Below are 22,735 nucleotides of genomic sequence, written 5' to 3' on the forward strand. Positions count from 1 at the left end.
GAAACAGGTTCTCGTCAGATGTCGAGATTTTCCGCGAAGGCGGCGCGTTCTTGGATGAAGCGGAAACGGGCCTCGGCCTTGGTGCCCATGAGATTGTCGACCGCTTCCCGCGTTCCCTCGAAATCCACGTCGTCGATGGCGACGCGCAGCAGCGTGCGATGGGCCGGATCCATGGTGGTTTCCTTGAGCTGGGCCGGCATCATTTCGCCGAGACCTTTGAAGCGGCCGATCTCCACCTTCTTGCCCTTGAAGACCGTCTCCATCAGCTCCGCGCGATGGGCGTCGTCGCGAGCGTAAACCGTCTTGCCGCCCTGACGCAGCACGTAAAGCGGCGGCACGGCAAGATAGAGGTGGTTGCCGCGGATCAGCTCCGGCATTTCCTGATAGAAGAAGGTGATCAGCAGCGAGGCGATATGGGCGCCGTCGACGTCCGCGTCGGTCATGATGATGACGCGCTCGTAACGGAGATCTTCCTCGCGGTATTTCGTCCGCGTGCCGCAGCCGAGCGCCTGGATGAGATCGGCGATCTGCTGGTTGGCGGAAAGCTTGTCGCGGCTGGCGCTGCCGACGTTGAGGATTTTTCCGCGCAAGGGAAGAATGGCTTGGTTGGCGCGGTTGCGGCCCTGCTTGGCCGAACCGCCTGCCGAATCACCTTCGACGATGAAGAGTTCGGCACCTTCGGCCGTGCTCTGCGAGCAGTCGGCGAGCTTGCCCGGCAGGCGCAGCTTGCGCACCGCCGTCTTGCGGTTGACTTCCTTTTCCTTGCGCCGCCGCAGGCGCTCCTCGGCGCGCTCTATCACCCAATCGAGCAGTTTTGCCGCTTCGTTCGGGTTGCCGGCGAGATAGTGGTCGAAGGGGTCGCGCAGCGCGTTTTCGACGAGGCGCTGGGCTTCGACTGTGGCAAGCTTGTCCTTGGTCTGGCCGACGAATTCCGGCTCGCGGATGAAGACCGACAGCATGCCGACCGCCGAGATCATCACGTCGTCGGTGGTGATTTCCTTGGCGCGCTTGTTCTGGGTCAGCTCCGCATAGTTCTTGAGACCCTTGGTGAGCGCGATGCGGAGACCCGCTTCGTGCGTGCCGCCTTCGGGCGTCGGGATGGTATTGCAATAGGAATGAAGCTGCGGATCGCCACCATACCAGGTGATCGCCCATTCCATCGCGCCATGGCCGCTGGTCTTTTCGGTGCGGCCCGAAAAAATCTCGCGGGTGACGGTGAATTCTTTGCCCAAGGTGGCGCCGAGATAATCCTTCAGCCCGCCTGGGAAATGGAAAACCGCCTTTTCCGGAATGTCGCCGCCGGCGGGCACGACACCCGGATCGCAGCTCCAGCGGATTTCGACGCCGCCGAAGAGGTAGGCCTTCGAGCGCGACATGCGGAAAATGCGGCCGGCATCGAATTTCGCGTGCTCGCCAAAGATCTGCGGGTCCGGATGGAAGCGGGTGCGGGTGCCGCGACGATTGTGGACGTCGCCCAGCTCCTCAAGGCCGCCTTGCGGCACGCCGCGCGAAAACCGCTGGCGATAGAGCTTACGGTTTCTTGCAACCTCGACTTCCAGCACATCCGACAGCGCGTTGACGACGGAAACGCCGACGCCGTGCAAGCCGCCGGATGTTTCGTATGCCTTGCCGTCGAACTTTCCGCCGGCATGCAGCTTGGTCATGATGACTTCGAGGGTGGACTTGCCCGGCACCTGCGGATGATTTTCGACCGGGATGCCGCGGCCGTTGTCGGTGACGGTCAGAAAACCTTCGGCGTCCAGATGCACCTCGATGAAATTCGCGTGTCCCGCGACCGCTTCGTCCATCGAGTTGTCGATGACTTCGGCGAAGAGGTGATGCAGGGCCTTTTCGTCGGTGCCGCCGATATACATGCCCGGACGCATGCGCACCGGCTCGAGTCCTTCGAGCACGCGGATCGAGGAGGCGCCGTAGTCGTCTCCGGTCGGTTGCGTGGAGGCGGGACGGGGCGTCGAAGGTTCTGCCTTGACAGCAGGCGCAGGCTCAACGGCGACGGGCTTTGCCGCTATCGGCATGTCGGCGAAAAGGTCGTTATTGTCATCCATCGGCTGCGTCGGTACTACCTGTCGGGGCGCGGAAGAAGAAGCCATACCCATCTCGTGCTGTTTCGAATCACTCGCGATTCTGCCAGAAAGCCGGCTTTTTCGCGATGCCGCAAGGAAACGGTCGTTTTCGAGAAATGCGTTGGGCGGCCTTGAATGGCAAGGCGGCCGACGCGCACTAAGCAGGTGAAGCCCGGCATGTCCACAATTCATTTCATTTTCGGCACGGTTCTTGCGGCGTTTTTGGCCCTTTCGGCGGCCTCTGCCGGCGCTCAGCAAGGACCGGTCAAGCCATTCAAGGACGAGTTGTTCTCGAAGATGCCGGTGATTCAGACTGGCGACGACGGCGCCTACGAGGTGATCGACTACAAGGAACTGCGCGATATCAACGAACGCGACCGCGAACCGGAACGGCGCGTCAAGGACGCCTATATCGATACCGGAGTGCGCGCCTATCAGGAAAACGAAACGCTCGCCGTCGGCAGCCGGCGCATGGATGTCACCAGGGTGGGACGCGCAAAAAACCAGGCCTTCAGCGTGATCTTCATCCACGGGCGGGGGGGCGACCGGCGTCTCGGCGCCAACGACTACACGTTCGGTGGCAACTTCAACCGGCTGAAAAACCTCGCCATCGGCAATGGCGGCACATATTATGCGCCAAGCGTCAGATCTTTCGATGAGACGGGCGTCGCGGATATCGCCGCCCTGATCCGCTACATTTTCGAACAGTCCTCGGGGCGGCCGGTCATCCTTACCTGCGCCTCGATGGGCGGTATCGTCTGCCACCACATCAGCCGGGACAAGGAAACGATACGCTATCTCGCCGGCATGGCGCTCCTGGGAGGCCCGCCCGATCCCGGACTGCCGACGACGCCGTTCGTCAAGCTCAGGCTGCCGATTTATTTCGCGCATGGCAGCGCCGACAGCGTCTACAAGTCCACGGACCAGATCGACATCTACCGGAAATTGCAGAAGGTCGGATATCCCGTCCGATTCACCCTGTTCGAGACCGGCGGCCATGGAACCCCGATCCGCATGGTCGACTGGCGAAAAGTGCTCAATTTCGTGCTTGCTGCCAAAAGATAGGGCCGATAACGCTGCTCCGGCGGTCTCCACCACCTCTAAACGATTGAATCCCGGGATAGGCGGTCGGAACGACCAATTGCTCCCCCTCAGTCGTATCTCATGGAATGGAGCGTTGGAAGCAAAGTCTTGAAACAAGGCCGTTTTTCAGCATAGGAATGGATATGGAACACGTCGGAGGGCGAAGTTTCGCACGTGGAAGTTGCGACTCCTGACTGGAGCCGGACGATGGAGAGGAAAAGACTGCAGATGACGCCTGATGTGCGCCCGCTCGTTGCCGGAAACTGGAAGATGAACGGCACCCGCGAATGCCTGACCGAAATCAAGGCCATGGCCGAAGGCGTTCAGGGCGCTTTGTCCGAAAAGGTCGAGACACTGATCTGCCCGCCGGCGACGCTCATCTATGTGGCGACGGCGCTCGCGACCGACAGCCCGCTGCAGATCGGTGGACAGGATTGCCACCAGAAGGCTTCGGGCGCCCATACCGGCGACATTTCCGCCGAGATGATTGCGGACTGTTTCGGCACCTATGTGATCGTCGGCCATTCCGAACGCCGCACCGACCATGGGGAGACCGATCATATCGTCCGCGACAAGGCGGCGGCGGCGCATGACGCCGGCCTGACCGCGATCGTCTGCATCGGCGAAACGGCCGACCAGCGCGATGCCTACGAAACGCTCGACGTGCTGAAACGGCAGATCTTCGGCTCGCTGCCCCCTGGCGCGACAGCGGAGAACACGGTGATCGCCTACGAACCGGTTTGGGCGATCGGGACGGGACTTACTCCGACCGCGACCGATATCGCCGTCGCGCACTCCTTCATGCGCGCGGAACTGGTCGAATTCTTCGGCGACGAGGGGAGGCGGATGCGCATTCTTTACGGCGGATCCGTGAAGCCCGCCAATGCCGCGGAACTGATGGCGATCGATAATGTCGACGGTGCGTTGATCGGCGGTGCGAGCTTGAAAGCGAAGGACTTCCTCGCCATCTACGGGGTCTATGAAGGGCTGACGGCCTAAAGCTTCCATAAGGGCTTGGAATGCGCGCAGCTCTCATGTAAAGAGCCGCCAACCTCTTATTGTGCCTCCCGTCCGGAGGCGTGGATTTTGATATGCAGACCGTTCTGATCGTCATTCATCTCATGATCGTGCTGGTACTCGTCGGCGTCGTGCTGATCCAGCGTTCCGAAGGCGGCGGGCTCGGCATCGGCGGCGGCTCCGGCTTCATGTCGGCGCGCGGCACGGCCAACGCGCTGACCCGTACGACGGCGATCCTTGCCACGCTGTTCTTCATCACCTCGCTCGCGCTCGGTGTTCTGGCGCGTTACGAATCGCGTCCGAGCGACATCCTGAACCGCATTCCCCAGGGCCAGCAGGGCACGGGCGGCGGCATTCTCGACCAGCTCGGTCCGGCAACTCCGCCGGCTCCGTCGCAGTCCGACAACGGCGTGCCGACCGGTTCGGGCGCGGCTGCTCCGGCACCGGCCGCCCCGGCAACGGGCGCAGCTCCCGCAGCCCCAGCGCCTGCCGCTCCGGCAGCGCCCTCGGGTGTACCGACCGGTCAGTAAGACGCGGTCGAGGTTTCAAGCTCCGGCAGGCCAAAAGCCTGCCGGTTTTATTTTGTGAAGATTCCACAGGCGATTTCGGTCTCCGGACGATTTGGGCTGGCGGAATCACCAATGAGAAGGTATCCGGTGACTCCCATGGCGCGATATGTATTCATCACAGGCGGCGTGGTTTCTTCCCTCGGAAAAGGAATTGCGGCCGCAGCACTCGGAGCTTTGTTGCAAGCCCGAGGTTATCGGGTTCGGCTTCGGAAGCTCGATCCCTATCTCAACGTCGATCCCGGCACGATGAGCCCGACGCAGCACGGCGAGGTCTTCGTGACCGACGATGGGGCGGAAACCGATCTCGATCTCGGCCATTACGAACGCTTCACGGGGCGTTCGGCGACCAGGACCGACAACATCACCACGGGCCGGATCTACAAGAACATCATCGACAAGGAGCGCCGCGGCGACTATCTCGGCGCCACCGTCCAAGTCATTCCGCACGTCACCAACGAGATCAAGGACTTCGTCGTCGAGGGCAACGAAGACTACGATTTCGTGATCTGCGAAATCGGCGGCACGGTGGGTGACATCGAGGCGATGCCGTTCATGGAAGCGATCCGCCAGCTCGGCAACGACCTGCCGCGCGGCACGGCGATCTACGTGCACCTGACGCTGATGCCCTATATTCCGGCTGCCGGCGAGCTCAAGACCAAGCCGACCCAGCATTCGGTGAAGGAACTGCAAGCGCTCGGCATCGCTCCGGACATCCTGCTGGTTCGCGCCGACCGGGAAATCCCCGAAGCGGAACGCCGCAAGCTTTCGCTGTTCTGCAACGTGCGGCCGTCGGCCGTCATCCAGGCGCTCGACGTGGCGAACATCTACGACGTGCCGATGGCCTATCACAGGGAAGGCCTCGACAACGAGGTTCTGGCCGCCTTCGGCATCGAGCCGGCGCCGAAGCCGCGTCTGGAGGCCTGGGAAGAGGTCTGCAACCGCATCCGCACGCCGGAAGGCGAAGTGACGATCGCGATCGTCGGCAAGTATACGGGTCTCAAGGACGCCTACAAGTCGCTGATCGAGGCGCTGCATCACGGGGGTATCGCCAACCACGTCAAGGTCAAGCTCGAGTGGATCGAGTCGGAAATCTTTGAGAAGGAAGATCCGGCGCCCTGGCTGGAAAAGGTGCATGGCATCCTGGTGCCCGGCGGTTTCGGCGAACGCGGTTCGCAGGGCAAGATCAACGCGGCGCGTTTTGCCCGCGAACGCAAGGTGCCGTATTTCGGTATTTGCTTCGGCATGCAGATGGCCGTCATCGAGGCAGCCCGCAATCTCGCCGGCATCGAGAAAGCCTCTTCGACCGAGTTCGGCCCGTCCATGGAGCCGGTCGTCGGCCTGATGACCGAATGGGTCAAGGGCAATGAGCTGGAAGTGCGCTCCGCCTCCGGCGACCTCGGCGGCACGATGCGTCTCGGCGCCTACAAGGCGGCGCTCAAGAAGGATACGAAGATCGCCGACATCTACGGCTCGACCGATATTTCCGAGCGCCACCGCCACCGCTACGAGGTGAACGTGGACTACAAGGAACGGCTGGAAAGCTGCGGTCTCGTGTTCTCCGGCATGTCGCCGGACGGGCTCTTGCCGGAAACGATCGAATATCCGGACCATCCGTGGTTTATCGGCGTCCAGTATCATCCGGAACTGAAGAGCCGGCCGCTCGATCCGCATCCGCTTTTCGCGAGCTTCATCGAAGCGGCGCTGGAACAGAGCCGCCTCGTCTGAGGAAATCCGACAAAAAGCAGGGCCCGCGCCCTGCTCTTTTCCATCAGGCCGAAGGGCCGGTTTTCCGCACTGGCGGTACTGCCGCGATATCCCATATGCTCGCCGGCATTGCTCATTTCATTTCAGCGGTGCGACATGACGATTTTCGACAGATTTTCTCTCAAGGGGCGTGTGGCGCTCGTCACCGGCAGCGGGCGTGGGTTAGGGCTGCAGATGGCGAAGGCCCTGGCGGAGGCCGGCGCGCATGTCGTGCTTAGCGGCCGCTCGATCGATATGCTCGAACAGGCAGCAGCCGCGATCACCGGGGCAGGCGGGGCGGCGAGCGCAGTCGCCTTCGATGTCGCCGATCTCGATACCGGCCGCGAAGTCATTGCGAAGATTCGCGCGGATCACGGCCGGCTGGATATCCTGATCAACAATGTGGGCGCCCGTGACAGGCGTGCGTTTGCGGCATTCAGCGACGCCGAAATCCTTCAGTTGATCCAGACCGACCTGCTCTCGGCAATCGGACTGTCCCGCAGTGCGGCCGAAATCATGAAGGCGCAGGGCCATGGCCGCCTCATCTCGATCACCTCGATCATCGGCAGCATGGCGCGTCTCGGGGACGCCATCTATCCGATCGCAAAACAGGGCCTGACCGGTCTGGTCCGAAGCCTTGCGGCCGAATACGGCCCGTTCGGCGTGACGAGCAATGCGATCGCGCCCGGAATGTTCGCCACCGAAACCAATGCGGCGATCTCCGAAAGCCCCGAGATGATCGCGTTCATGCGCCAGCGCGTGCCGCTGCAGCGGTGGGGCAGGCCCGAAGAGATCGCCGGCGCCGCGCTGTTTCTGGCAAGCGACGCCGGTTCCTTCGTCAACGGTCATGTGCTGACCGTTGACGGCGGCATGTCCATACAGATGTGACTGCGGATCACGCCGCCCGCGGCAGCGGGCCGACATAAACCGAGCGCGGGCGGATCAGCCGGCCCTCCAGCGCCTGCTCGCGGGCATGGGCGATCCAGCCGATCGTGCGGCCGATCGCAAAGACGCCGGTAAAGGCTTCGCGAGGGAATTTCAGGGCATCGAGCAGCAGCGCGGTGTAGAACTCGACATTGACGTCGAGTGGCCGGCCGGGCTTGCGCTCCTTCAGGATAACAAGAGCCGCCTCCTCGACCGCTTCGGAGAGACGGATGCGGTCAAGGTCCACCTGTCCCGTACCGACGAGCGGCTCCAGAGCCTGTTTCAGCGCATCGGCGCGAGGATCGCGAACCCGGTAGATGCGGTGGCCGAATCCCATCAACCGTTCACCGCGGTCGAGCGCTTCGGCAAGCCAGGGCCTGGCATTGTCTTTCGTGCCGATCGTATCGAGCATGTCGAGCACTGGACCCGGCGCGCCGCCATGCAGCGGCCCCTTTAACGCGCTGATGGCGGCGAGCACGGACGAGGTCAGGCCCGCCTTGGTGGAGGCGATGACGCGCGAGGCGAAAGTCGAGGCGTTGAGGCCGTGGTCGCAGATCGTCACCAGATAGGCATCGAGGGCCGCCACCTGTTCGCGGGACGGCAGGGCGGCGGTCAGCATGGCGAGAATATCGGCCGACTGGGGGAGCGAGGGGTTCGGCGCGACCGGTGTCTCGCCTTTGCCGAGCCTCAGCAGGGCCGGCAGGAAGACGGCGGGTGCGGCGGCAAGACGCAATGCGGTATCGAAATCCTCCCCATCCGGCAGGCGGGCGACGAGGGCGCGCACGGCATCCACCGGCGGCATCTTCCCGAGGGCTTCGTCTGCCGTCCGAACATGCGCAAAGACCTCGGTGCGCGCCCGGCCGAGGCGCGCGCCCAGTTCCCCGGCGGCGACCGGCTGCTCGAAGAAGCCGTCGAGCAGCAATGCGGCGGCATCCTCATAGGTCGCCGTCTCGACGAGGTGGTCCAGGGATATGCCGCGGATGATCAGCCGGCCGGCCTCCCCATCCACATCCGACAGCCGGGTTTCGGCGGCGATGACGTCTTCCAATCCGTTTTTCATGGGTGTTTCTCCTTTACGGCAAGGATGATCGGGTCTAGGTGTATTGACGTCAATCTTGATGAAATCGATCAATATGAACGCATTGTGGCTGACGGCCGAGGAGGCGCTCTCACTGCTCGGGACCAAAGCCCAGACGCTCTATGCCAATGTAAGCCGCGGCCGCATCCGCGCAAAACCGGACCCGGCCGATCCGCGTCGCAGCCTCTATCAGGCCGACGACGTGAAGCGGCTTGCCAAGCGCAATGCGGGACGGCGGCAATCGGCAGCGGTGGCGGCCGATGCGATCCGCTGGGGCGATCCCGTCATGCCGACGGCGATCTCCTCGATTTCCAACGAACGGCTGTTGTATCGCGGCCGTGATGCAGTCGAACTCGCCGGGTATGCCACGCTGGAACAGGTCGCAGCGCTTCTCTGGGATGCCGAGACGGTTGAGATCCAGCCGGGCGGTGCGGACCAAGGGCCGAACTCGCGGATGAGGGCGGCGTTCGCGGGACTGGCGGCCCGGGTGATGAACGACCTGCCGGCGCTGCGGCGAAAAACTTTTGTATTGCGGGCGGAGGCGGCGGATGTGTTGTCGACGGCAGCGCAGGCGCTCGCGCCGTTTGGCGAGCCGTTGCCGCTGCACGAGAGGCTGGCATTCGGCTGGCGAAGGCCGGATGCTGCCGAACCGATCCGCAGGGCGCTGGTGCTGGCGGCCGAGCATGAGCTCAACGTCTCCGCCTTTGCGGCAAGGGTGACGGCATCGTCGGGGGCCGCGCTTTCCGCCGCCGCGCTTTCCGGTCTTGCGACGCTCACCGGCCCGCGGCATGGCGGCGCCTGGATCAGCGTGACCGCGCTGGCGGAAAAGGCGGCTTCCGTCGGAGTGCGCGAGGCGATCCGCGGCATGCTGTCGACGGAAGGCGTCGTCAGGGCATTCGGGCATCGGCTCTACCCGCACGGAGACCCGCGCGCCAAGGCGCTGATGGAAAGCTTCGACTCGCCGCCGCTTTATGGCCTGCTTGCCGAGGCCGGAGAGGAACTGCTCGGGGAGCCGATCAACATCGATTTTGCCCTGGGGGCGATGGCCGCCGGTTTCGACCTGCCGGACGACGCGCCGCTCGTCATCTTCGCGCTATCGCGCACCGCCGGCTGGCTGGCGCATGCGATGGAACAGGTCGAGAGCGGCCACCTGATCCGGCCCCGCGCGCGTTACGCTGGTCCCGACGCAGATGCCGGCCCATAAGTCCTGCAAAAGCGCGGACCACGGGCCGGAAAACATGACACTGTCATGAATATTCCCCTATCCTGAACTGGGAATCAGGTGGGCCAGGGCAATGATGGGCAAAGACTTCAGCTTGACTTTAAGCCTCTTCGTGGCACAGGGGCTGGAGCGCCGGACGGCGGATTTCTATACGGCGGTGTTCGGCGCGGTCGAGACCAACTGTTATGAAATGCTGCGGCTGACGATGATCGAGATGCAGATCGGTCCGATGGGGATCGTCATCTGCGGGTCAGATCCCGTCCGCGAGGCGGCGCCCTCCTATGTCGGGCCGTTCCACCCGAAAGCGCCGGGAACCGTGAGCAGCATTTTTCAGCTCACGGTGCCGGATGTCCGATCACTGGTGAAAGCGGCGCTGGAAGCAGGCGGGACCATGCGCGACAAGCTGCAGCTCGACATGCAGGACCGGCTCGTCGCCTCGATCTTCGATCCGGCCGGCCATGTCTGGGTGCTGATCGAACGCGGCGAGGACGGCGAATAACGCCGCCTCCAGCCCTGCATTCCCGGAACTACGAACGGCCGGCCTTCAGCACATTCGTCCACCAGACCAGATCGTCGAGCATGACATTGGCCTGCTGCGCCAGCGCTTCGAAATCGGCAAGCGTCTTTTCCCCTGAAGCACGGCGGCGAACTGGTCGCGCGAAATGTGGCTTGGACGCTCCTCGGCGACGAAGTCGATAGGTGATCATCGAATATTTCGATAGGCGGCAAGGGCCCGGTCGCGGGCGAAACCATGATCGACAATCGGCCTGGGATAGGTTTTCCCGAGTTCGACGCCGGCCTCTTCCAGGATATGCGGGGGCGCCTCGAACGGCTCATGGATGTATTTGCGGTCCAGTTTCGCAAGTTCGGGCACATGCGCGCGAACATAATCGCCATCCGGATCGAATTTGACGCCTTGCAGGACGGGGTTGAAGATTCGGAAGAAGGGCGATGCGTCCGCGCCGGAACCGGCGACCCACTGCCAATTGGCGGAATTGTTGGCGGGGTCGGCATCGACCAGCGTATCGCGAAACCATTCTTCGCCCTTTCGCCAGTCGATCATCAGGTCCTTGATGAGAAAGGAAGCGGTGATCATGCGCACGCGATTGTGCATGAAACCGTAGCGCCAGAGCTGCCGCATGCCGGCATCGACGATCGGGTAACCTGTCAGTCCCCTTGTCCAGGCGCGAAACTCGTCCGCCTCGTATTCCCATTGGAAAGCGTCGAAGGATGCATCCCAGTTCTTTTCAGCGAGTGCCGGGAACTCGATGAGCAGGCCATAGCAAAAGTCGCGCCAGGCAACCTCGCGGCGAAAATGAGCAACATCCTCCGAAGCCGTTTTCGATAGGCCTTTCGTAGCGTGCCAGATGCGCGCCGGCGAGATTTCCCCAAGCGCCAGGTGCGGGGAGAGGAGCGAGGTGGCATCGACGGCCGGAAGATCGCGGCCGCGCTTGTAGCCGTGCAGACCGCCGTCGACGAAACGGGCAAGCTTTTGCTGCGCGGCAGCCTCGCCTGGTGTCCATATCGTCGGGAAATCGGCCGCCCAGTTCGGCTTCCCGGGCCGCAGTTTCCAGCTGTCGAGACTTTCCGAGCGCGGATGATGCCGGAGCGACGGGATTTCTGCCGGGGCGTCGATCGGGTCGGGAGGCTCGCCCAGCTTCTGCAGCCCGTTCCAGAAGGGTGTGAACACCTTGAAGGCAGTGCCGGAGCCGGTGCGGATTGCCTTCGGTTCGTGCAGCAATTGTGTGTGAAAGGCGCGGACGGCTACGCCGTTTTCCTTCAGCGCGACGGCGATATCGCGATCGAAGGCGTTGCGCTCGTAGGCGCGGTTGACGAAGACGGTTGTGGCGCCAGCCTCGCGGGCGATCTCGGTGAGCACGTCCTCGGCCCTGCCTGAGACAAGCATCAGGTCGCTTCCGAGCGACTTGAGCGAGGCCTTGAGCGCGGTGAGGGAATGGTGCAGCCACCACGCCTGCGCCGCGCCGAGCGGACCGATATTTAGATGCTCGGGTTCGCGGATATAGACGGGTATGACAGGGCCGCCGGCTTCGACCGCAGCATGCAGGGCCGGATTGTCGTCGAGGCGCAGGTCCTTGCGGAACCAGAGGATGGCCGGGGCCGGATCAATGTCGGACAAAGGCCTCTCCGTTTAGCACAATCAGCCGCAAGTTCCGGACTTCACTGGAAATCGGATCAGGGCCTCAGCAGCAATACAGGGCAGGGGGCGCCGGCCGGTAATTCCGACGCATGGGCGGGACGGACGATCAACCCGTCGGAATGGGCAAAGATCTTCATCATCGACGAATCCTGCTTCTCGAAGGCTTCGGCGACGAGGTTGCCGTCGCGGTCCCTGGAGAGCCTGGCCCGCAGATAATCCTGGCGCTGGTCGTTGGGGCCAAGCGTCTTGGCGGTGACGCCCTGCACCTCACGCTGCCTTTCGGGCAGGCGAGCGAGTTTGCGCAGCAGGGGTTCCAGGAACAGCATGCCGGTCACCAGGCTCGCGACCGGATTTCCGGGCAGGCCGAGCACCTGCATGTCGCCGAGCGCGCCGACCATCAGCGGCTTGCCGGGCCGCATGGCGATGCGCCAGAAATCGAGCTCCATGCCAGCCGCCTTCAGCGTCGACTGCACCAGGTCGTGGTCGCCGACCGACGCGCCGCCGAGCGTGACGAGGACATCCACCTTTTCGTTACGCGCCCTTTCGATGGCCGCCGCAATATCGGCCTGCCGATCCCTGACGATGCCGAGGTCGAGGACTTCGCCGGCATTGTCGCGAACCAGGGCGGCGATGCCAAAGGTATTGGAAGCGATGATCTGGGCGCTTCCCGGCGTTTCACCGGGCGGCAGAAGTTCGTCACCGGTTGCGAGAACCGCGACGCGCGGGCGACGATAGACGGGAAGTTCTGGATGATTCATCGCGGCAGCAACCGTCAGGTGGGAAAAATCGAGCACGGTGCCGGCCGGCAGGACGATCTCGCCCTCGGAAAAATCCTGGCCGCGCGGGCGGACATGCCGGCCCTTCACCACCTCGAACCTGGTGCGGATGCGATCGCCCTCGAGTTTTTCCGCATCCTCCTGAATGAGGATCGAATCGGCACCCTCCGGCAGCGGCGCGCCGGTGAAGATGCGCACGGTCTCGCCCTGGCCGAGCGCGCCTTCGAACGCATATCCGGCGGCGGCGCTGCCGATGACGGTGAGCTCTGTCCCGATCGCCGGGGCGTCAGCGGCATTCAGGGCGTAGCCATCCATGGCGGATGCATGGAATGGCGGCTGGGTGAGGCGGGCGGCGAGACCGGTCGCAAGCACCCGGCCGTTCGCCTCGCCGAGCGGCACCGTCTCAAGCGTCTCGATCGGCTTTGCCCGATTTAGCAGGCGGCTTTTCGCTTCGGAAACGGGCAAAAGCGCCATGATCTATTCCCCTGCGCGAAAAATTCCGGATTTGCCGCCGGTCTTTTCGAGAAGGCGGATGCCACCGATCTCCATGCCCTTGTCGGCGGCCTTGGCCATGTCGTAGATCGTCAGGCAGGCGACGGAAACGGCGGTGAGTGCCTCCATCTCGACGCCGGTCTTGCCGGTCAGCTTGGCGGTGGCGGTGACCCTGAGGCCGGGAAGCGTGTCGTCCTCAGCGATCTCAACCGACACCTTGGTCAGCATCAGCGGATGACAGAGCGGGATGAGATCGGAAGTCTTCTTGGCTGCCATGATCCCGGCGAGCCTTGCAGTGCCGATCACGTCGCCCTTCCTCGCATTGCCCTCGCGGATCAGGCTCAAGGTTTCCGGCTGCATCCGGACATAACCTTCGGCGGTCGCAGAGCGTGCCGTTTCGGTCTTGTCACCGACATCGACCATATGCGCCTCGCCGGAGGCGCCGATATGGGTAAGCTTCGCCATTATTCCGCCGCCAAGGTTCCGGCGTCGCCGGTAATCAGCAGCCGGGTCGCGGCGGCCACGTCGTCCTTGCGCATCAGGCTCTCCCCGACGAGGAAGGTACCGATTCCGACCTTTTCGAGGCGGCAGCAGTCGGCATGGGTGAAGATGCCGCTTTCGCCGACGAGAAGGCGATCCGCCGGCACCATCGGCGCCAGCTTCTCGCTGGTTTCGAGGCTGAGTTCGAAGGTGCGCAGGTTGCGGTTGTTGATGCCGATCAGCGGCGAGGGGAGTTTCAGTGCCCGCTCCGTCTCCTCCTCGTCATGCACCTCGATCAGCGCATCCATGCCGAGCTCGGCCGCAACGTCGTAGAGTTCCCGCGCTTCCGCATCGGAAAGCGAGGCCATGATCAGGAGAATGCAGTCGGCACCCCAGGCCCGCGCTTCATAGATCTGGTAGGGTTCGAACATGAAATCCTTGCGCAGCGCCGGCAGCGAACAGGCGTTGCGGGCGGCGGCCAGGAATTCCGGCGCGCCCTGAAAGCTCGGCTTGTCGGTGAGCACCGAAAGGCAGGCGGCGCCACCGGCCTCGTAGGCTGCGGCAAGGGACGGCGGATCGAAATCAGGACGGATCAATCCCTTGGAGGGGCTCGCCTTCTTGATCTCGGCGATCAGGCCGAAACGGCCTGCATCCTTCTTCGCCTGCAAGGCGCGGTGGAAACCGCGCGGCGCGGGCTGGCCGGCGGCGCGGGCCTTGATCTCGGCAAACGGAACACTTGCCTTGGCCGCGGCGATCTCCTCGCGCTTGTAGGCTTCGATCTTCTTCAGGATATCCGTCATGACCTCAATCCTCTCCCCTGGCCTTTTCGTTGGAGACGGCCACCAGCCGATCGAGCGCGGCGGCTGCCTCGCCGCTTTCCAGCGAGCGGCCAGCCAGCTTCATGCCGTCCATCAGCGTTTCCGCCTTGCCGGCAACCACGAGTGCGGCGGCGGCGTTGCAAAGAGAGATATCGCGATAGGCGTTTTTCGCGCCGCCCAGCACAGCCCGCAGAGCCGCGGCATTGACGGTGCCATCGCCGCCCTTGAGCTCGGCAAGCGTTGCCGGCTGCACGCCGAAATCCATCGGTGTCAGTTCGAAGGAGCGGATCTTGCCGTCTTCCAGCGCCGTCACCTGCGTGATGCCGGTGGTGGTGATCTCGTCCATGCCGTCACCATGCACGACCCAGACGGTCTCGGAGCCGAGATCGCGCAGCACCTCGGCGATCGGCGCCACCCATTTCGGGGCGAAGACACCAAGCAGTTGGCGCTTGGCGCCGGCCGGATTCGAGAGGGGGCCGAGCAGATTGAAGATGGTGCGCGTGCCGAGTTCCACCCGGCTTGGGCCGACATGTCGCATCGCCGCATGGTGCATGGAGGCAAACATGAAACCGATGCCCGCCTGCTCAATGCAACGGGAGATCAACTCCGGACCGATTTCCAGATCGACGCCGAGGACCGACAGCGTGTCGGCCGTGCCGGATTTCGAACTCTGGGCCCGATTGCCATGCTTGGCGACGGGAACCTTGCATCCGGCAACGATCAATGCGGCCAAGGTCGAGATGTTATACGTCCCGAGGCCGTCGCCGCCGGTGCCGACGATATCGATCGCATCGGCGGGGGCAACGACCGGCAGCATTTTGGCGCGCATGGTGGAAACGGCGCCGGTGATTTCGGCGACGGTCTCGCCGCGCACGCGCAGCGCCATCAGGAAGCCGCCGATCTGCGATGGCGTCGCTTCGCCGGACATCAGGGTCTCGAACGCGTCGCGGGCTTCGTCGCGGCTGAGGCTCTCGCCGTTCGCGACCTTGGCAATAAGTGGTTTCAGCTCAGGCATACTCGGCGCATCCTCTACTGCAGCATGGCCTGATTGGCGACGTTCTGGTCGACCGAAACGCCGTAACTGTTCTTCAGGCTGTTGACCATCTGGTCAAGCATGTCGTCCCCGGCGGCGTCAGCCATCTGCTGCAGCTGCTGGTCTCCGGAGAGAGCGTCGCTCGTCACCTGATCGACAGCGGTGACCTTCAGGAGAAGGCGGCTTTCGCCATCCGCACCGAGGGCGCTCGCCGTGATGTCGACCGGCCCGGCAAAGGCGGCCGAGATCGCTTCGCTGCCGAAGATCGCATCCTCGGCGCCGCGCCGCAGGCCCTGCTTGCTTTCGACCGCGAGACCGAGTTCGCCGGCGATCGCGGCGAGCGTTTCACCCTTGTCCAGCCGACCCTTGAGTTCGGTCGCCTTTGCGGCGAGCGCCTGGCGCTGCTGATCGGCCGTCCAGTCGGCAACCGCCTTATCCCGCACCTCGGCCAGGGGACGATCGCGCTCCGGCACGATGTTGCGGACTTCGAACCAGACATAGCCGTCATTGCCGAGGCTGACAGGGATCGTGTCGGCGCCGGGATCGGTCTTGAAGACTTCGCCGATCAGCGTATTGGAGGACGGCAGGTCGGTGATACGCTTTTCCTGCTGATCGCGGGCGGAGGCATCGGTGGTCACGGTGACGGTCTTGAGGTTCATCGCCTTGGCCGTGTCTTCGAGCGAGGTGCCGCCGCTGCGCATATCCTCGAAACGGTCATGGACGCTCAGCACTTCCTGGGAGGCTGCCGTCACGGCAAGCTGTTTGCGAAGCTCTTCTTTGACCTCGTCGAACGAACGCGTCGTTTCCGGACGAATATTGGTCACTCGCAGGATGACAGGGCCGAATGTGCCGTTGACCACCGGCGTCGTGCCGCCGACGGCTGCAACCTTGAATGCCGGATCGACGAAAGCCGGATCCGGCATGCTCTCCCTGGTGAAATCGCCGAGCAGAACGTCCGCGGCGGTCTTGCCCTGGTCCTTGATCAGCTGGTCGAAGTTTGCCGTGCCGTCCTTCAGCTGCGTCGCGGCCGCCTGCGCCATCTCCTTGTTCGGGAAGGACAGTTGCTCGATCGTGCGCGTCTCGTGGGTCTTGTAGCCGTCCTTGCGCTTTTCGTATTCGGCGCGGACCTGATCATCCGAGATGGAGGACGCGTCCGCGATATCGGCCGGCTGAAGCTTCACATAGGCGAACGTGCGATATTCCGGCGCGCGATAGCGGCCCTTCACGCCTTCGAACCACTTGGAAAGCACGTCGTCGGCCGGCGCCTTGACCGGATCGATATTGGCGTTCGACAGGAGGAGATAATCGACGCTGCGGGTTTCATCGCGATAGTGTTTCAGCGCATCGACAAGAACCTTCGGCGGCTTGAAGCCGTCCGATACCGCCTCGACGATCTGGCTGCGCACCGCGACCTTGCTGCGCTCTTTGATGTAGTCGTCCTCGCGGATGCCGGCATTGCGCAGCCGCGAGGTGAAGAGGTTGCGGTCGAACTGGCCGCTTGTGCTCCTGAATGCCGGATCCTCGGCGATGAGGTTCGCCAGCCTGTCTTCCGAAAGGCCGAGATTCATGTCGTCGGCGAGCTGATCGAGGGCGGCGCCTGCCGAAAGCTGGGCAAAGACCTCGTTCTCGACACCGAAGGCGCGGGCCTGCTCGGCGGTGAGCTGGGTGCCGAACTGCCGGCTGAGATTGGCGATCTGGCGCTGGTAGGCGAGCCGGAATTCCTGAGGGGAGATCTGTTGGTCGCCGACCGTCATCACCGCATTGCCGCTGGTGGTGAACACGGTGTTGGAAATGCCCCAGATGCCGAACGAGACGACCAGAAGCAGAAGCAGCGACTTGGCGACCCAGGAGCGGGCGGCATTTCTGAGGGAATCAAGCATCGATCAACATACCTTGCGAACAGTCCGGACGCCTTGGAAAGGCGGATTGAAGGACTGTCTCTAAATCAAACCGAGACGGAAATGAAGGCGTGCCGACGGAAAAGCGATTGGAGCCGGTTCAAGCGCGTCTGGCATGCCTTGCGGCAGCCAGGGCAGGGCCTGCATCCAGCCGGTCTGCGAGCGCCTGGGCGTCCCGCGGGGCACGGACTTTCACGTCATTGTCGAAATAGACATAGACATCGCGCCCGCGGGTGCGCGGCAGGGAGGCTGGGCCGACACGCGTCGCCTCCCGGGGATCGTGCCCTCTCGTCCATTGGCGGATTAGGTCCGCCCAACGGTTCAGCGCCTCGTCGTCATAACCGCTCACATAGAGTTGTTCCGAGCCGTGCAGCCGGCAATAGACGAAGTCTGCGGTGAGATCCATCAGAAGCGGCCATTCGACCGTATCGGCGACCACCAGGCCGACCTCATGGTGGCGAAGCAGATCGATAAACTCTTGGGAACGAAAGCTGTCATGGCGGATCTCGAGGGCGTGACGGATCGGCCGTACCGCATCCGTCTCCACATGGGCGCGTCCTTCGAGGCGGGAATCATGCCGGGCGGCAAGCTCGGCCGCCTCGTCCGTCGTCTTCGGCAGACGTTTCAGAAAGGCTTCGAAACGATCCGGTTCGAACGCCATCCGCGGCGGAAACTGCCAGAGAATGGGACCAAGCTTTCTGCCGAGGCGAAGAACGCCGGATGCCAGGAAATTGGCAAGCGGCGTCTCGATGTCGACGAGACGCCGCATGTGAGTGATGTATCGCGAACCCTTCACCGCGAAGACGAAATCGTCAGGCGTCGCCTCATACCAGGCGGCAAAACTTTTCGGGCGTTGCAGCCCATAGAAGGTTCCATTGATCTCGATGGAGCGGAAACGCTCGGCAGCGTAGGAGAGTTCCTGCTTCTGCGGCAGACCCTCAGGATAGAACATGCCGCGCCAGGGTTTGTAAGTCCAACCCGAAATGCCGATCCGGATATCGCCCGAACGCTTCTTCATCATGCCACCTGACGTTACGATGGTCCGAACGCGGTGGCAGTTTGCTGGTTCCCGGCCTTGGATTTTATTTCGTGAAGATGAAGAAGGCGCCGAGCGCGATGAAGCCGAAGCCGACGATCTGCTTCCACTGGATCGATTCGCCGAGATAGAAGACCGAAAAGATCACGAAGACCGAAAGGGTGATGATCTCCTGAATGGTCTTGAGCTGGGCTGCGTTGAAATAGCCATAACCGATGCGATTCGCCGGAACCTGCGCGCAGTACTCGAAGAACGCGATGCCCCAGCTGACCAGGACGACGAGATAAAGCGGCTTGTCCTCGAACTTGAGGTGCCCGTACCAGGCGAATGTCATGAAGACGTTCGACAGGATCAAAAGGCCGATGGTCATGAAAGGTGCGGCGGAAGTGAACATGTGGCGAATCCATGGGAATTGGCAGGATCGCCACGGCAATCATGTTCGGTCGGGAAAGGCAAGCATCCTATCGATGCGGCCGGAGCCGCCTAAGTCTGTTTTCTTAATTGCGCGGCCGGGTGGACTGGAGAGCCCTGCATGACGGCAGTACCGCCGGAGTGGACACCGGGAGCAGTCCGCGGTCTCGAAGCGGCAGAATGTCTGTCCGAGCCGCTTGACCATGACATGGAATTCCGACAGCTCGAATGCCGTCCAGTCCGGCACCGCGGACATGACCGCATCATAGGTCGTTCTTGTATCGGCGCGGGGACCGACGATCCCGAAGCGTGCGAGTACCCGAATGACATGCGCATCCACCACGAAAGCCGGCATCGCGAGCGTGCTGAAATTCAGTGTCGACGCGGCCACCTTGCGGGCGACGCCGGGCAGCGTCTCCAGCCAGGAGAGCGCCTCGGGAACGGAGCGGTTCTTCAGGGACGAAAGATCGAAATCCGGATACACTCTGGCGACTAGGCGAAGTGATTCCTTGACGTAGCCGGCCTTGTCGGCTGCAAAAGTGACCTCGTGGATGACGCGTTCGATCTCGGCAAAGGGGGCGGCCGCAAGCATCTCCCACCGCGGATAACGACGCACAAGCTTTTCATAAGCTCTAAGCGAGACCCCGTCCTTCGTACGGCTGCTGATCATCGACTTCACGAGTTGCCCCACCGGCTTCCGGACATTGTGCGGACGATAACCGGCAAAGGCCGCGCGCAAACTTTCGCGCATTCGCGGTATATCATTGGTCGAGGCTGCAAAGTCGAAAGTGATCTGCATGCCGCACCATACGAACAAAGCAGGAACATTGCAATATCAAAAACTGATTCGGGCTCGCACGCAGAGGCAGTAGAAGGCGGAAGCTCCGCCTGGACACCTCGCATTCAGTGCAGGGTTTCTGGCCGGATTTCCTCGTCCAGAATGCGGAAGGCCTCGTAAAGCGCCTCGACGAGGATATCGGTCAGCTTGTCGGCGTCGTTTTCCTGTAGAAACAGCGCAATTGCCTGTTCGGAGGGCTGACTGACGGTGGTTCGTTCGTTCGACATGATCATTGTCCCCAGTCTTCAACGGGTTCATCCCGGATGAGGGTGACGATAGGAATATTGGCTTGCGCAAAGCTTGAGCGCATCCGGCAGAGACAGGAGCGTGTTCAGCATGCCGCGAGGCCCCGAAAGAGAAACACCGGCGATCCGGTTGACGGTGGGCGCGCGGGAGCTATAAAGCCAGCGCAAAGGAAGAGTGTCCGAGTGGTTTAAGGAACCGGTCTTGAAAACCGGCGTGCGGGAAACCGTACCGTGGGTTCGAATCCCACCTCTTCCGCCATTTGCCGCTGATTGCCGCCTACACCAAGCGGCACAGAAACCGCCGATTCCACGCTATAGCTCCATATATCGAGGCAATCGACCTCAATCCGGTCGTTCATGGCAGAAGTTCATGAAGCTAAAACGGAGCTTACAGGTGGCTTCACGGTCATATCTATCGCAGAAGTCAGGTGCGGAATTGCCGTTTAATTGGAGCGTAACTACAAAAAAATGCCAAGGAGTTCGGTCGTCAGCTTTCGGAGATGCCGCAGGTTTACCTCGCCTTGGGCGCGGTCCAATGCTATCGCTACTGTCATAGGGAACGGAGCAAGACAATCATGGATTTGGCAATTCCTAGCGCAACCAATCTCGGCCTGTTCGTCAGCGCTACGCTCGTGCTGCTTCTCGTGCCGGGACCGGCAGTCCTTTACATCTTTGCGCGCTCGGTCGAGCAGGGCCGTTCTGCCGGCCTCGTTTCGATCCTTGGCATCCACACGGCCACGCTTGTTCATGTCGCCGCCGCCGCTGTGGGGCTGTCGGCGCTCCTGGCGTCATCCGCGCTCGCCTTCAGCGTCGTGAAGTATGCCGGCGCCGCTTACCTGATCTGGCTTGGCCTCAAGAAGATTTTCGGCACGTCAGACATTCCCGACGTCGAGAACGGTTTACCAGTACGTAGCCGCATGCGCCTCTTTCGTGAGGGCTTTATAGTCAACCTCCTCAATCCGAAGACGGCGCTGTTCTTTCTGGCTTTCCTGCCGCAGTTCGTTGAGGTCGACCGTGGCCATGTGGCAATGCAGATCGCTTTTCTCGGGATTCTCTACACAGCGATCGGCGTTCTGACGGACAGCACTTATGCACTTGCTGCCGGCACGGCCGGCAAGTGGCTAAAGCGCAGTCCCGTCTATCTGAAGGCTGAACGCTGGGTCAGCGGTTTCGTCTACATCGGCCTTGGCTTGACGGCCGCTTTTGCGGGCAATCAGAAGAAATAGACTCGCCTGACCTCCTCGGAAGTCGCCCTAAACGGTTAGCCCGTGGTGGCGATCTGGAATGATGGCATGCCGCCGCAAAAGTCAGGTACAACAATTAGCGACTTCCAAGGGACTTTTGCGGCGCGACTGTCGGCAGCTTTTTGGGCCGTCCGCATGACAGCCGCCATTTCGCTTCTCTCCACTCAATGTCGCCATTCGCGCAGGCCTGGACAGTTCTCGTTTCGTCGTTTTCAGTCCGCCCGATTGCCGTCATGGCCGTTTTCTTTCCCGCCGGTCTATCGGGGCTCCACCCGCAGACTGAGATAGGTCGGATCGAATTCGGCCATTTCCACGAGCCCTTCCCAGTCAAGAACCGTGATCGTCTGATTGATCCAGGAGATCAAGCCCTCCCTGCGCAACGCCTGGATCACCCTGTTCATGTGAACCAGCGAAAGACCCAGCACATCCGCCATCTCGCCTTGGGAAAGCGGCAGATAGAAACTCCGCTCGTGGGTGCGCCGCACCGCCGTCAGCCGGACATAGAGTTCGCAGATGATATGGGCGAGGTGCGATACCTTGGAGCGGCGACCCATCGCTACGATCCAGGCCCGATGGATCGAGCCGTGTACCAATGTGTCGAGCCAGAGCATGCGGGCCAGATGCGGTTGGCGTTCGGTGATCAGCTTGAGATCAGGATGCTCCGCAAGGGCGATCTGGCAGTTCGACAGGGCTATGACGCCGTGGTCCATGGTCTTCAGCAGAAAGGCGTGCAGGTCAACGAAATCGCCGGCTATGTGGATTGCCGTAATCTGGCGCGTTCCTTCCGCCGTCAGCTTGTAGCGGGCGGCAAAACCGTCGATCAGCAGGCTGCTATAGCCAGGCCTTGATCCCTCCGAGACGATATCCTCCGCCGCCGAAAACCGCCGCCCGCGATGCAGGATAGCCTTCAGCGTCTCCCGCTCCTCATCGGTCAGGACGTCGTGCCGCTGAAGATTGAGAAGCAGAGATTCGATCACGGGTGTTCCTCGGCCAGCTGCGGTTCAACGGACGCCAACAAGCCTCATATAGGGCCGCGGTTTCTCACGACCACTCGCGCGGCCATACGGCGTTGCCGACCGAACAAGCATCGTCGCCGGCATTCGGTGCTGCGTAGCGAAACGGCTAACATGGCATGGCACAGTTCGATCTCATGAATGGCGAAGGCCTGGTTCGAGACGAACAGGGACAGGAAATGCCCGAGAGCGTGAGCATCAGCCGGGAAGTGAGCAGGACACTCGCCGATATCGCCAGTGAAGAACTTCCCAACGGAGGAAAGGGAACGATCACGATCGAGATCCGCGACGAGCGCGGCCGCGCGGGTCTTCGACATCAGTCTTTCATTCAAGACCCGCTGGCACGGTGAAGCGGACGTATAAGTCGTAGATGTATCAATTCCGAACAGTGAAATCTTCACATCCGAGGCGCGACCCGGAAAGAACATTTCGAGAAATCATTAACCATACCAAATAGAAGTTCTCCTACCGGCCCGAATTCGTTCGCATTTTCGCCACGTTGCCAGCATGAATTCTGTTCCGTTAAGTTCGGTGGCGTAGGGGTATGTCCCGAACTGGTTCAATAGTTGCGGG

General features: G+C 62.3%; 23 protein-coding genes and 1 tRNA gene. 10 read left to right on the plus strand and 14 right to left on the minus strand.

Annotated elements, in window-relative coordinates:
• Positions 1–14 precede the first annotated feature (14 nt).
• The gene (gene parE / locus DMO26_RS05915) at positions 15–2,066 is read right to left on the minus strand and encodes a DNA topoisomerase IV subunit B (protein ID WP_117191120.1); all 2,052 of its coding nucleotides are present in this window, start codon (positions 2,064–2,066) and stop codon (positions 15–17) included.
• A gap of 195 nt (positions 2,067–2,261) precedes the next feature.
• Between parE and DMO26_RS05920 the strand changes: the two genes are divergently transcribed.
• The 5 genes from DMO26_RS05920 (at position 2,262) to DMO26_RS05940 (ending at position 7,384) form a co-directional block, all read left to right on the plus strand.
• Positions 2,262–3,149: an alpha/beta fold hydrolase gene (locus DMO26_RS05920; protein ID WP_117191476.1), complete on the plus strand. Its 888-nt coding sequence runs from the start codon at positions 2,262–2,264 to the stop codon at positions 3,147–3,149.
• A gap of 246 nt (positions 3,150–3,395) precedes the next feature.
• Complete coding sequence (gene tpiA, locus DMO26_RS05925; protein WP_117191121.1) at positions 3,396–4,166, plus strand: triose-phosphate isomerase; 771 nt, start codon at positions 3,396–3,398, stop codon at positions 4,164–4,166.
• Between the two features lie 92 nt (positions 4,167–4,258).
• Positions 4,259–4,714: a preprotein translocase subunit SecG gene (gene secG, locus DMO26_RS05930; RefSeq protein WP_117191122.1), complete on the plus strand. Its 456-nt coding sequence runs from the start codon at positions 4,259–4,261 to the stop codon at positions 4,712–4,714.
• Positions 4,715–4,840: 126 nt separating this feature from the next.
• The gene (locus DMO26_RS05935; RefSeq protein WP_319025393.1) at positions 4,841–6,478 is read left to right on the plus strand and encodes a CTP synthase; all 1,638 of its coding nucleotides are present in this window, start codon (positions 4,841–4,843) and stop codon (positions 6,476–6,478) included.
• 135 nt (positions 6,479–6,613) lie between these two features.
• A complete protein-coding gene (locus DMO26_RS05940) occupies positions 6,614–7,384 on the plus strand; it encodes an SDR family oxidoreductase (protein ID WP_117191124.1) in 771 nt (256 codons plus the stop codon).
• Between the two features lie 7 nt (positions 7,385–7,391).
• On the opposite strand, the gene DMO26_RS05945 is transcribed toward DMO26_RS05940, so the two are convergent.
• A complete protein-coding gene (locus tag DMO26_RS05945; protein WP_117191125.1) occupies positions 7,392–8,480 on the minus strand; it encodes a citrate synthase/methylcitrate synthase in 1,089 nt (362 codons plus the stop codon).
• A gap of 58 nt (positions 8,481–8,538) precedes the next feature.
• On the opposite strand from DMO26_RS05945, the gene DMO26_RS05950 reads away from it, so the two are divergent.
• Positions 8,539–9,702 carry a citrate synthase gene (locus DMO26_RS05950; RefSeq protein WP_226951203.1) on the plus strand — a complete coding sequence of 388 codons (1,164 nt, stop codon included), beginning with the start codon at positions 8,539–8,541 and terminating at the stop codon, positions 9,700–9,702.
• 91 nt (positions 9,703–9,793) lie between these two features.
• A complete protein-coding gene (locus tag DMO26_RS05955; protein ID WP_117191126.1) occupies positions 9,794–10,219 on the plus strand; it encodes a VOC family protein in 426 nt (141 codons plus the stop codon).
• 28 nt (positions 10,220–10,247) lie between these two features.
• Here the strand turns inward: DMO26_RS05955 and DMO26_RS05960 are convergent, their stop codons facing one another.
• The 11 genes from DMO26_RS05960 to DMO26_RS33565 all read right to left on the minus strand — a co-directional run bounded on the left by DMO26_RS05960 (position 10,248) and on the right by DMO26_RS33565 (position 19,887).
• Positions 10,248–10,427, minus strand: a complete 180-nt coding sequence (locus DMO26_RS05960; protein WP_117191127.1) for a hypothetical protein — start codon at positions 10,425–10,427, stop codon at positions 10,248–10,250.
• Positions 10,424–11,857, minus strand: coding sequence for a cryptochrome/photolyase family protein (locus DMO26_RS05965; RefSeq protein WP_117191128.1), 1,434 nt, complete (start codon positions 11,855–11,857; stop codon positions 10,424–10,426). The genes DMO26_RS05960 and DMO26_RS05965 overlap by 4 nt, the downstream gene beginning before the upstream one ends.
• A gap of 56 nt (positions 11,858–11,913) precedes the next feature.
• Positions 11,914–13,128 carry a molybdopterin molybdotransferase MoeA gene (locus DMO26_RS05970; protein WP_117191129.1) on the minus strand — a complete coding sequence of 405 codons (1,215 nt, stop codon included), beginning with the start codon at positions 13,126–13,128 and terminating at the stop codon, positions 11,914–11,916.
• A gap of 3 nt (positions 13,129–13,131) precedes the next feature.
• Complete coding sequence (gene moaC, locus DMO26_RS05975) at positions 13,132–13,611, minus strand: cyclic pyranopterin monophosphate synthase MoaC (protein ID WP_117191130.1); 480 nt, start codon at positions 13,609–13,611, stop codon at positions 13,132–13,134.
• Positions 13,611–14,426, minus strand: coding sequence for an indole-3-glycerol phosphate synthase TrpC (gene trpC / locus DMO26_RS05980; RefSeq protein WP_117191131.1), 816 nt, complete (start codon positions 14,424–14,426; stop codon positions 13,611–13,613). The genes moaC and trpC overlap by 1 nt, the downstream gene beginning before the upstream one ends.
• 4 nt (positions 14,427–14,430) lie before the next feature.
• The gene (trpD, locus tag DMO26_RS05985) at positions 14,431–15,459 is read right to left on the minus strand and encodes an anthranilate phosphoribosyltransferase (RefSeq protein WP_117191132.1); all 1,029 of its coding nucleotides are present in this window, start codon (positions 15,457–15,459) and stop codon (positions 14,431–14,433) included.
• Positions 15,460–15,473: 14 nt separating this feature from the next.
• Complete coding sequence (locus tag DMO26_RS05990) at positions 15,474–17,357, minus strand: SurA N-terminal domain-containing protein (protein WP_117191133.1); 1,884 nt, start codon at positions 17,355–17,357, stop codon at positions 15,474–15,476.
• A gap of 118 nt (positions 17,358–17,475) precedes the next feature.
• Entirely contained in the window at positions 17,476–18,393 is a 918-nt protein-coding gene (locus DMO26_RS05995; RefSeq protein WP_117191478.1) for a DUF72 domain-containing protein, read from the minus strand.
• 64 nt (positions 18,394–18,457) lie between these two features.
• Entirely contained in the window at positions 18,458–18,805 is a 348-nt protein-coding gene (locus DMO26_RS06000) for a DMT family protein (protein ID WP_117191134.1), read from the minus strand.
• Between the two features lie 39 nt (positions 18,806–18,844).
• The gene (locus DMO26_RS06005; RefSeq protein ID WP_226951204.1) at positions 18,845–19,573 is read right to left on the minus strand and encodes an endonuclease III domain-containing protein; all 729 of its coding nucleotides are present in this window, start codon (positions 19,571–19,573) and stop codon (positions 18,845–18,847) included.
• 152 nt (positions 19,574–19,725) lie between these two features.
• On the minus strand, positions 19,726–19,887 hold the full coding sequence (locus DMO26_RS33565) for a hypothetical protein (protein WP_162894742.1): 162 nt from the start codon (positions 19,885–19,887) through the stop codon (positions 19,726–19,728).
• A gap of 187 nt (positions 19,888–20,074) precedes the next feature.
• Here DMO26_RS33565 and DMO26_RS06010 point away from each other — a divergent pair.
• Both DMO26_RS06010 and DMO26_RS06015 read left to right on the plus strand, forming a co-directional pair.
• Positions 20,075–20,164 (plus strand) — tRNA-Ser (locus tag DMO26_RS06010).
• A gap of 316 nt (positions 20,165–20,480) precedes the next feature.
• Complete coding sequence (locus DMO26_RS06015) at positions 20,481–21,131, plus strand: LysE family translocator (RefSeq protein ID WP_117191136.1); 651 nt, start codon at positions 20,481–20,483, stop codon at positions 21,129–21,131.
• A gap of 275 nt (positions 21,132–21,406) precedes the next feature.
• Here the strand turns inward: DMO26_RS06015 and DMO26_RS06020 are convergent, their stop codons facing one another.
• Positions 21,407–22,126 carry a Crp/Fnr family transcriptional regulator gene (locus DMO26_RS06020; protein WP_117191137.1) on the minus strand — a complete coding sequence of 240 codons (720 nt, stop codon included), beginning with the start codon at positions 22,124–22,126 and terminating at the stop codon, positions 21,407–21,409.
• Between the two features lie 155 nt (positions 22,127–22,281).
• Here DMO26_RS06020 and DMO26_RS06025 point away from each other — a divergent pair, with 155 nt between their 5' ends.
• Positions 22,282–22,512 carry a DUF6894 family protein gene (locus tag DMO26_RS06025; RefSeq protein ID WP_117191138.1) on the plus strand — a complete coding sequence of 77 codons (231 nt, stop codon included), beginning with the start codon at positions 22,282–22,284 and terminating at the stop codon, positions 22,510–22,512.
• Positions 22,513–22,735: the final 223 nt, after the last annotated feature.

The sequence above is a fragment of the Rhizobium terrae genome (assembly GCF_003425685.1).
Taxonomy (GTDB): Bacteria; Pseudomonadota; Alphaproteobacteria; order Rhizobiales; family Rhizobiaceae; genus Neorhizobium; species Neorhizobium terrae.

Coding starts and splice junctions, on each gene's coding strand:
- parE (WP_117191120.1), bottom strand. CDS start 2,066: ATGGATGACAATAACGACCTTTTCGCCGACATGCCGATAGCGGCAAAG.
- DMO26_RS05920 (WP_117191476.1), top strand. CDS start 2,262: ATGTCCACAATTCATTTCATTTTCGGCACGGTTCTTGCGGCGTTTTTG.
- tpiA (WP_117191121.1), top strand. CDS start 3,396: ATGACGCCTGATGTGCGCCCGCTCGTTGCCGGAAACTGGAAGATGAAC.
- secG (WP_117191122.1), top strand. CDS start 4,259: ATGCAGACCGTTCTGATCGTCATTCATCTCATGATCGTGCTGGTACTC.
- DMO26_RS05940 (WP_117191124.1), top strand. CDS start 6,614: ATGACGATTTTCGACAGATTTTCTCTCAAGGGGCGTGTGGCGCTCGTC.
- DMO26_RS05945 (WP_117191125.1), bottom strand. CDS start 8,480: ATGAAAAACGGATTGGAAGACGTCATCGCCGCCGAAACCCGGCTGTCG.
- DMO26_RS05950 (WP_226951203.1), top strand. CDS start 8,539: ATGAAATCGATCAATATGAACGCATTGTGGCTGACGGCCGAGGAGGCG.
- DMO26_RS05955 (WP_117191126.1), top strand. CDS start 9,794: ATGATGGGCAAAGACTTCAGCTTGACTTTAAGCCTCTTCGTGGCACAG.
- DMO26_RS05960 (WP_117191127.1), bottom strand. CDS start 10,427: ATGATCACCTATCGACTTCGTCGCCGAGGAGCGTCCAAGCCACATTTC.
- DMO26_RS05970 (WP_117191129.1), bottom strand. CDS start 13,128: ATGGCGCTTTTGCCCGTTTCCGAAGCGAAAAGCCGCCTGCTAAATCGG.
- moaC (WP_117191130.1), bottom strand. CDS start 13,611: ATGGCGAAGCTTACCCATATCGGCGCCTCCGGCGAGGCGCATATGGTC.
- trpC (WP_117191131.1), bottom strand. CDS start 14,426: ATGACGGATATCCTGAAGAAGATCGAAGCCTACAAGCGCGAGGAGATC.
- trpD (WP_117191132.1), bottom strand. CDS start 15,459: ATGCCTGAGCTGAAACCACTTATTGCCAAGGTCGCGAACGGCGAGAGC.
- DMO26_RS05990 (WP_117191133.1), bottom strand. CDS start 17,357: ATGCTTGATTCCCTCAGAAATGCCGCCCGCTCCTGGGTCGCCAAGTCG.
- DMO26_RS05995 (WP_117191478.1), bottom strand. CDS start 18,393: ATGAAGAAGCGTTCGGGCGATATCCGGATCGGCATTTCGGGTTGGACT.
- DMO26_RS06000 (WP_117191134.1), bottom strand. CDS start 18,805: ATGTTCACTTCCGCCGCACCTTTCATGACCATCGGCCTTTTGATCCTG.
- DMO26_RS06005 (WP_226951204.1), bottom strand. CDS start 19,573: ATGCGCGAAAGTTTGCGCGCGGCCTTTGCCGGTTATCGTCCGCACAAT.
- DMO26_RS33565 (WP_162894742.1), bottom strand. CDS start 19,887: ATGTCGAACGAACGAACCACCGTCAGTCAGCCCTCCGAACAGGCAATT.
- DMO26_RS06015 (WP_117191136.1), top strand. CDS start 20,481: ATGGATTTGGCAATTCCTAGCGCAACCAATCTCGGCCTGTTCGTCAGC.
- DMO26_RS06025 (WP_117191138.1), top strand. CDS start 22,282: ATGGCACAGTTCGATCTCATGAATGGCGAAGGCCTGGTTCGAGACGAA.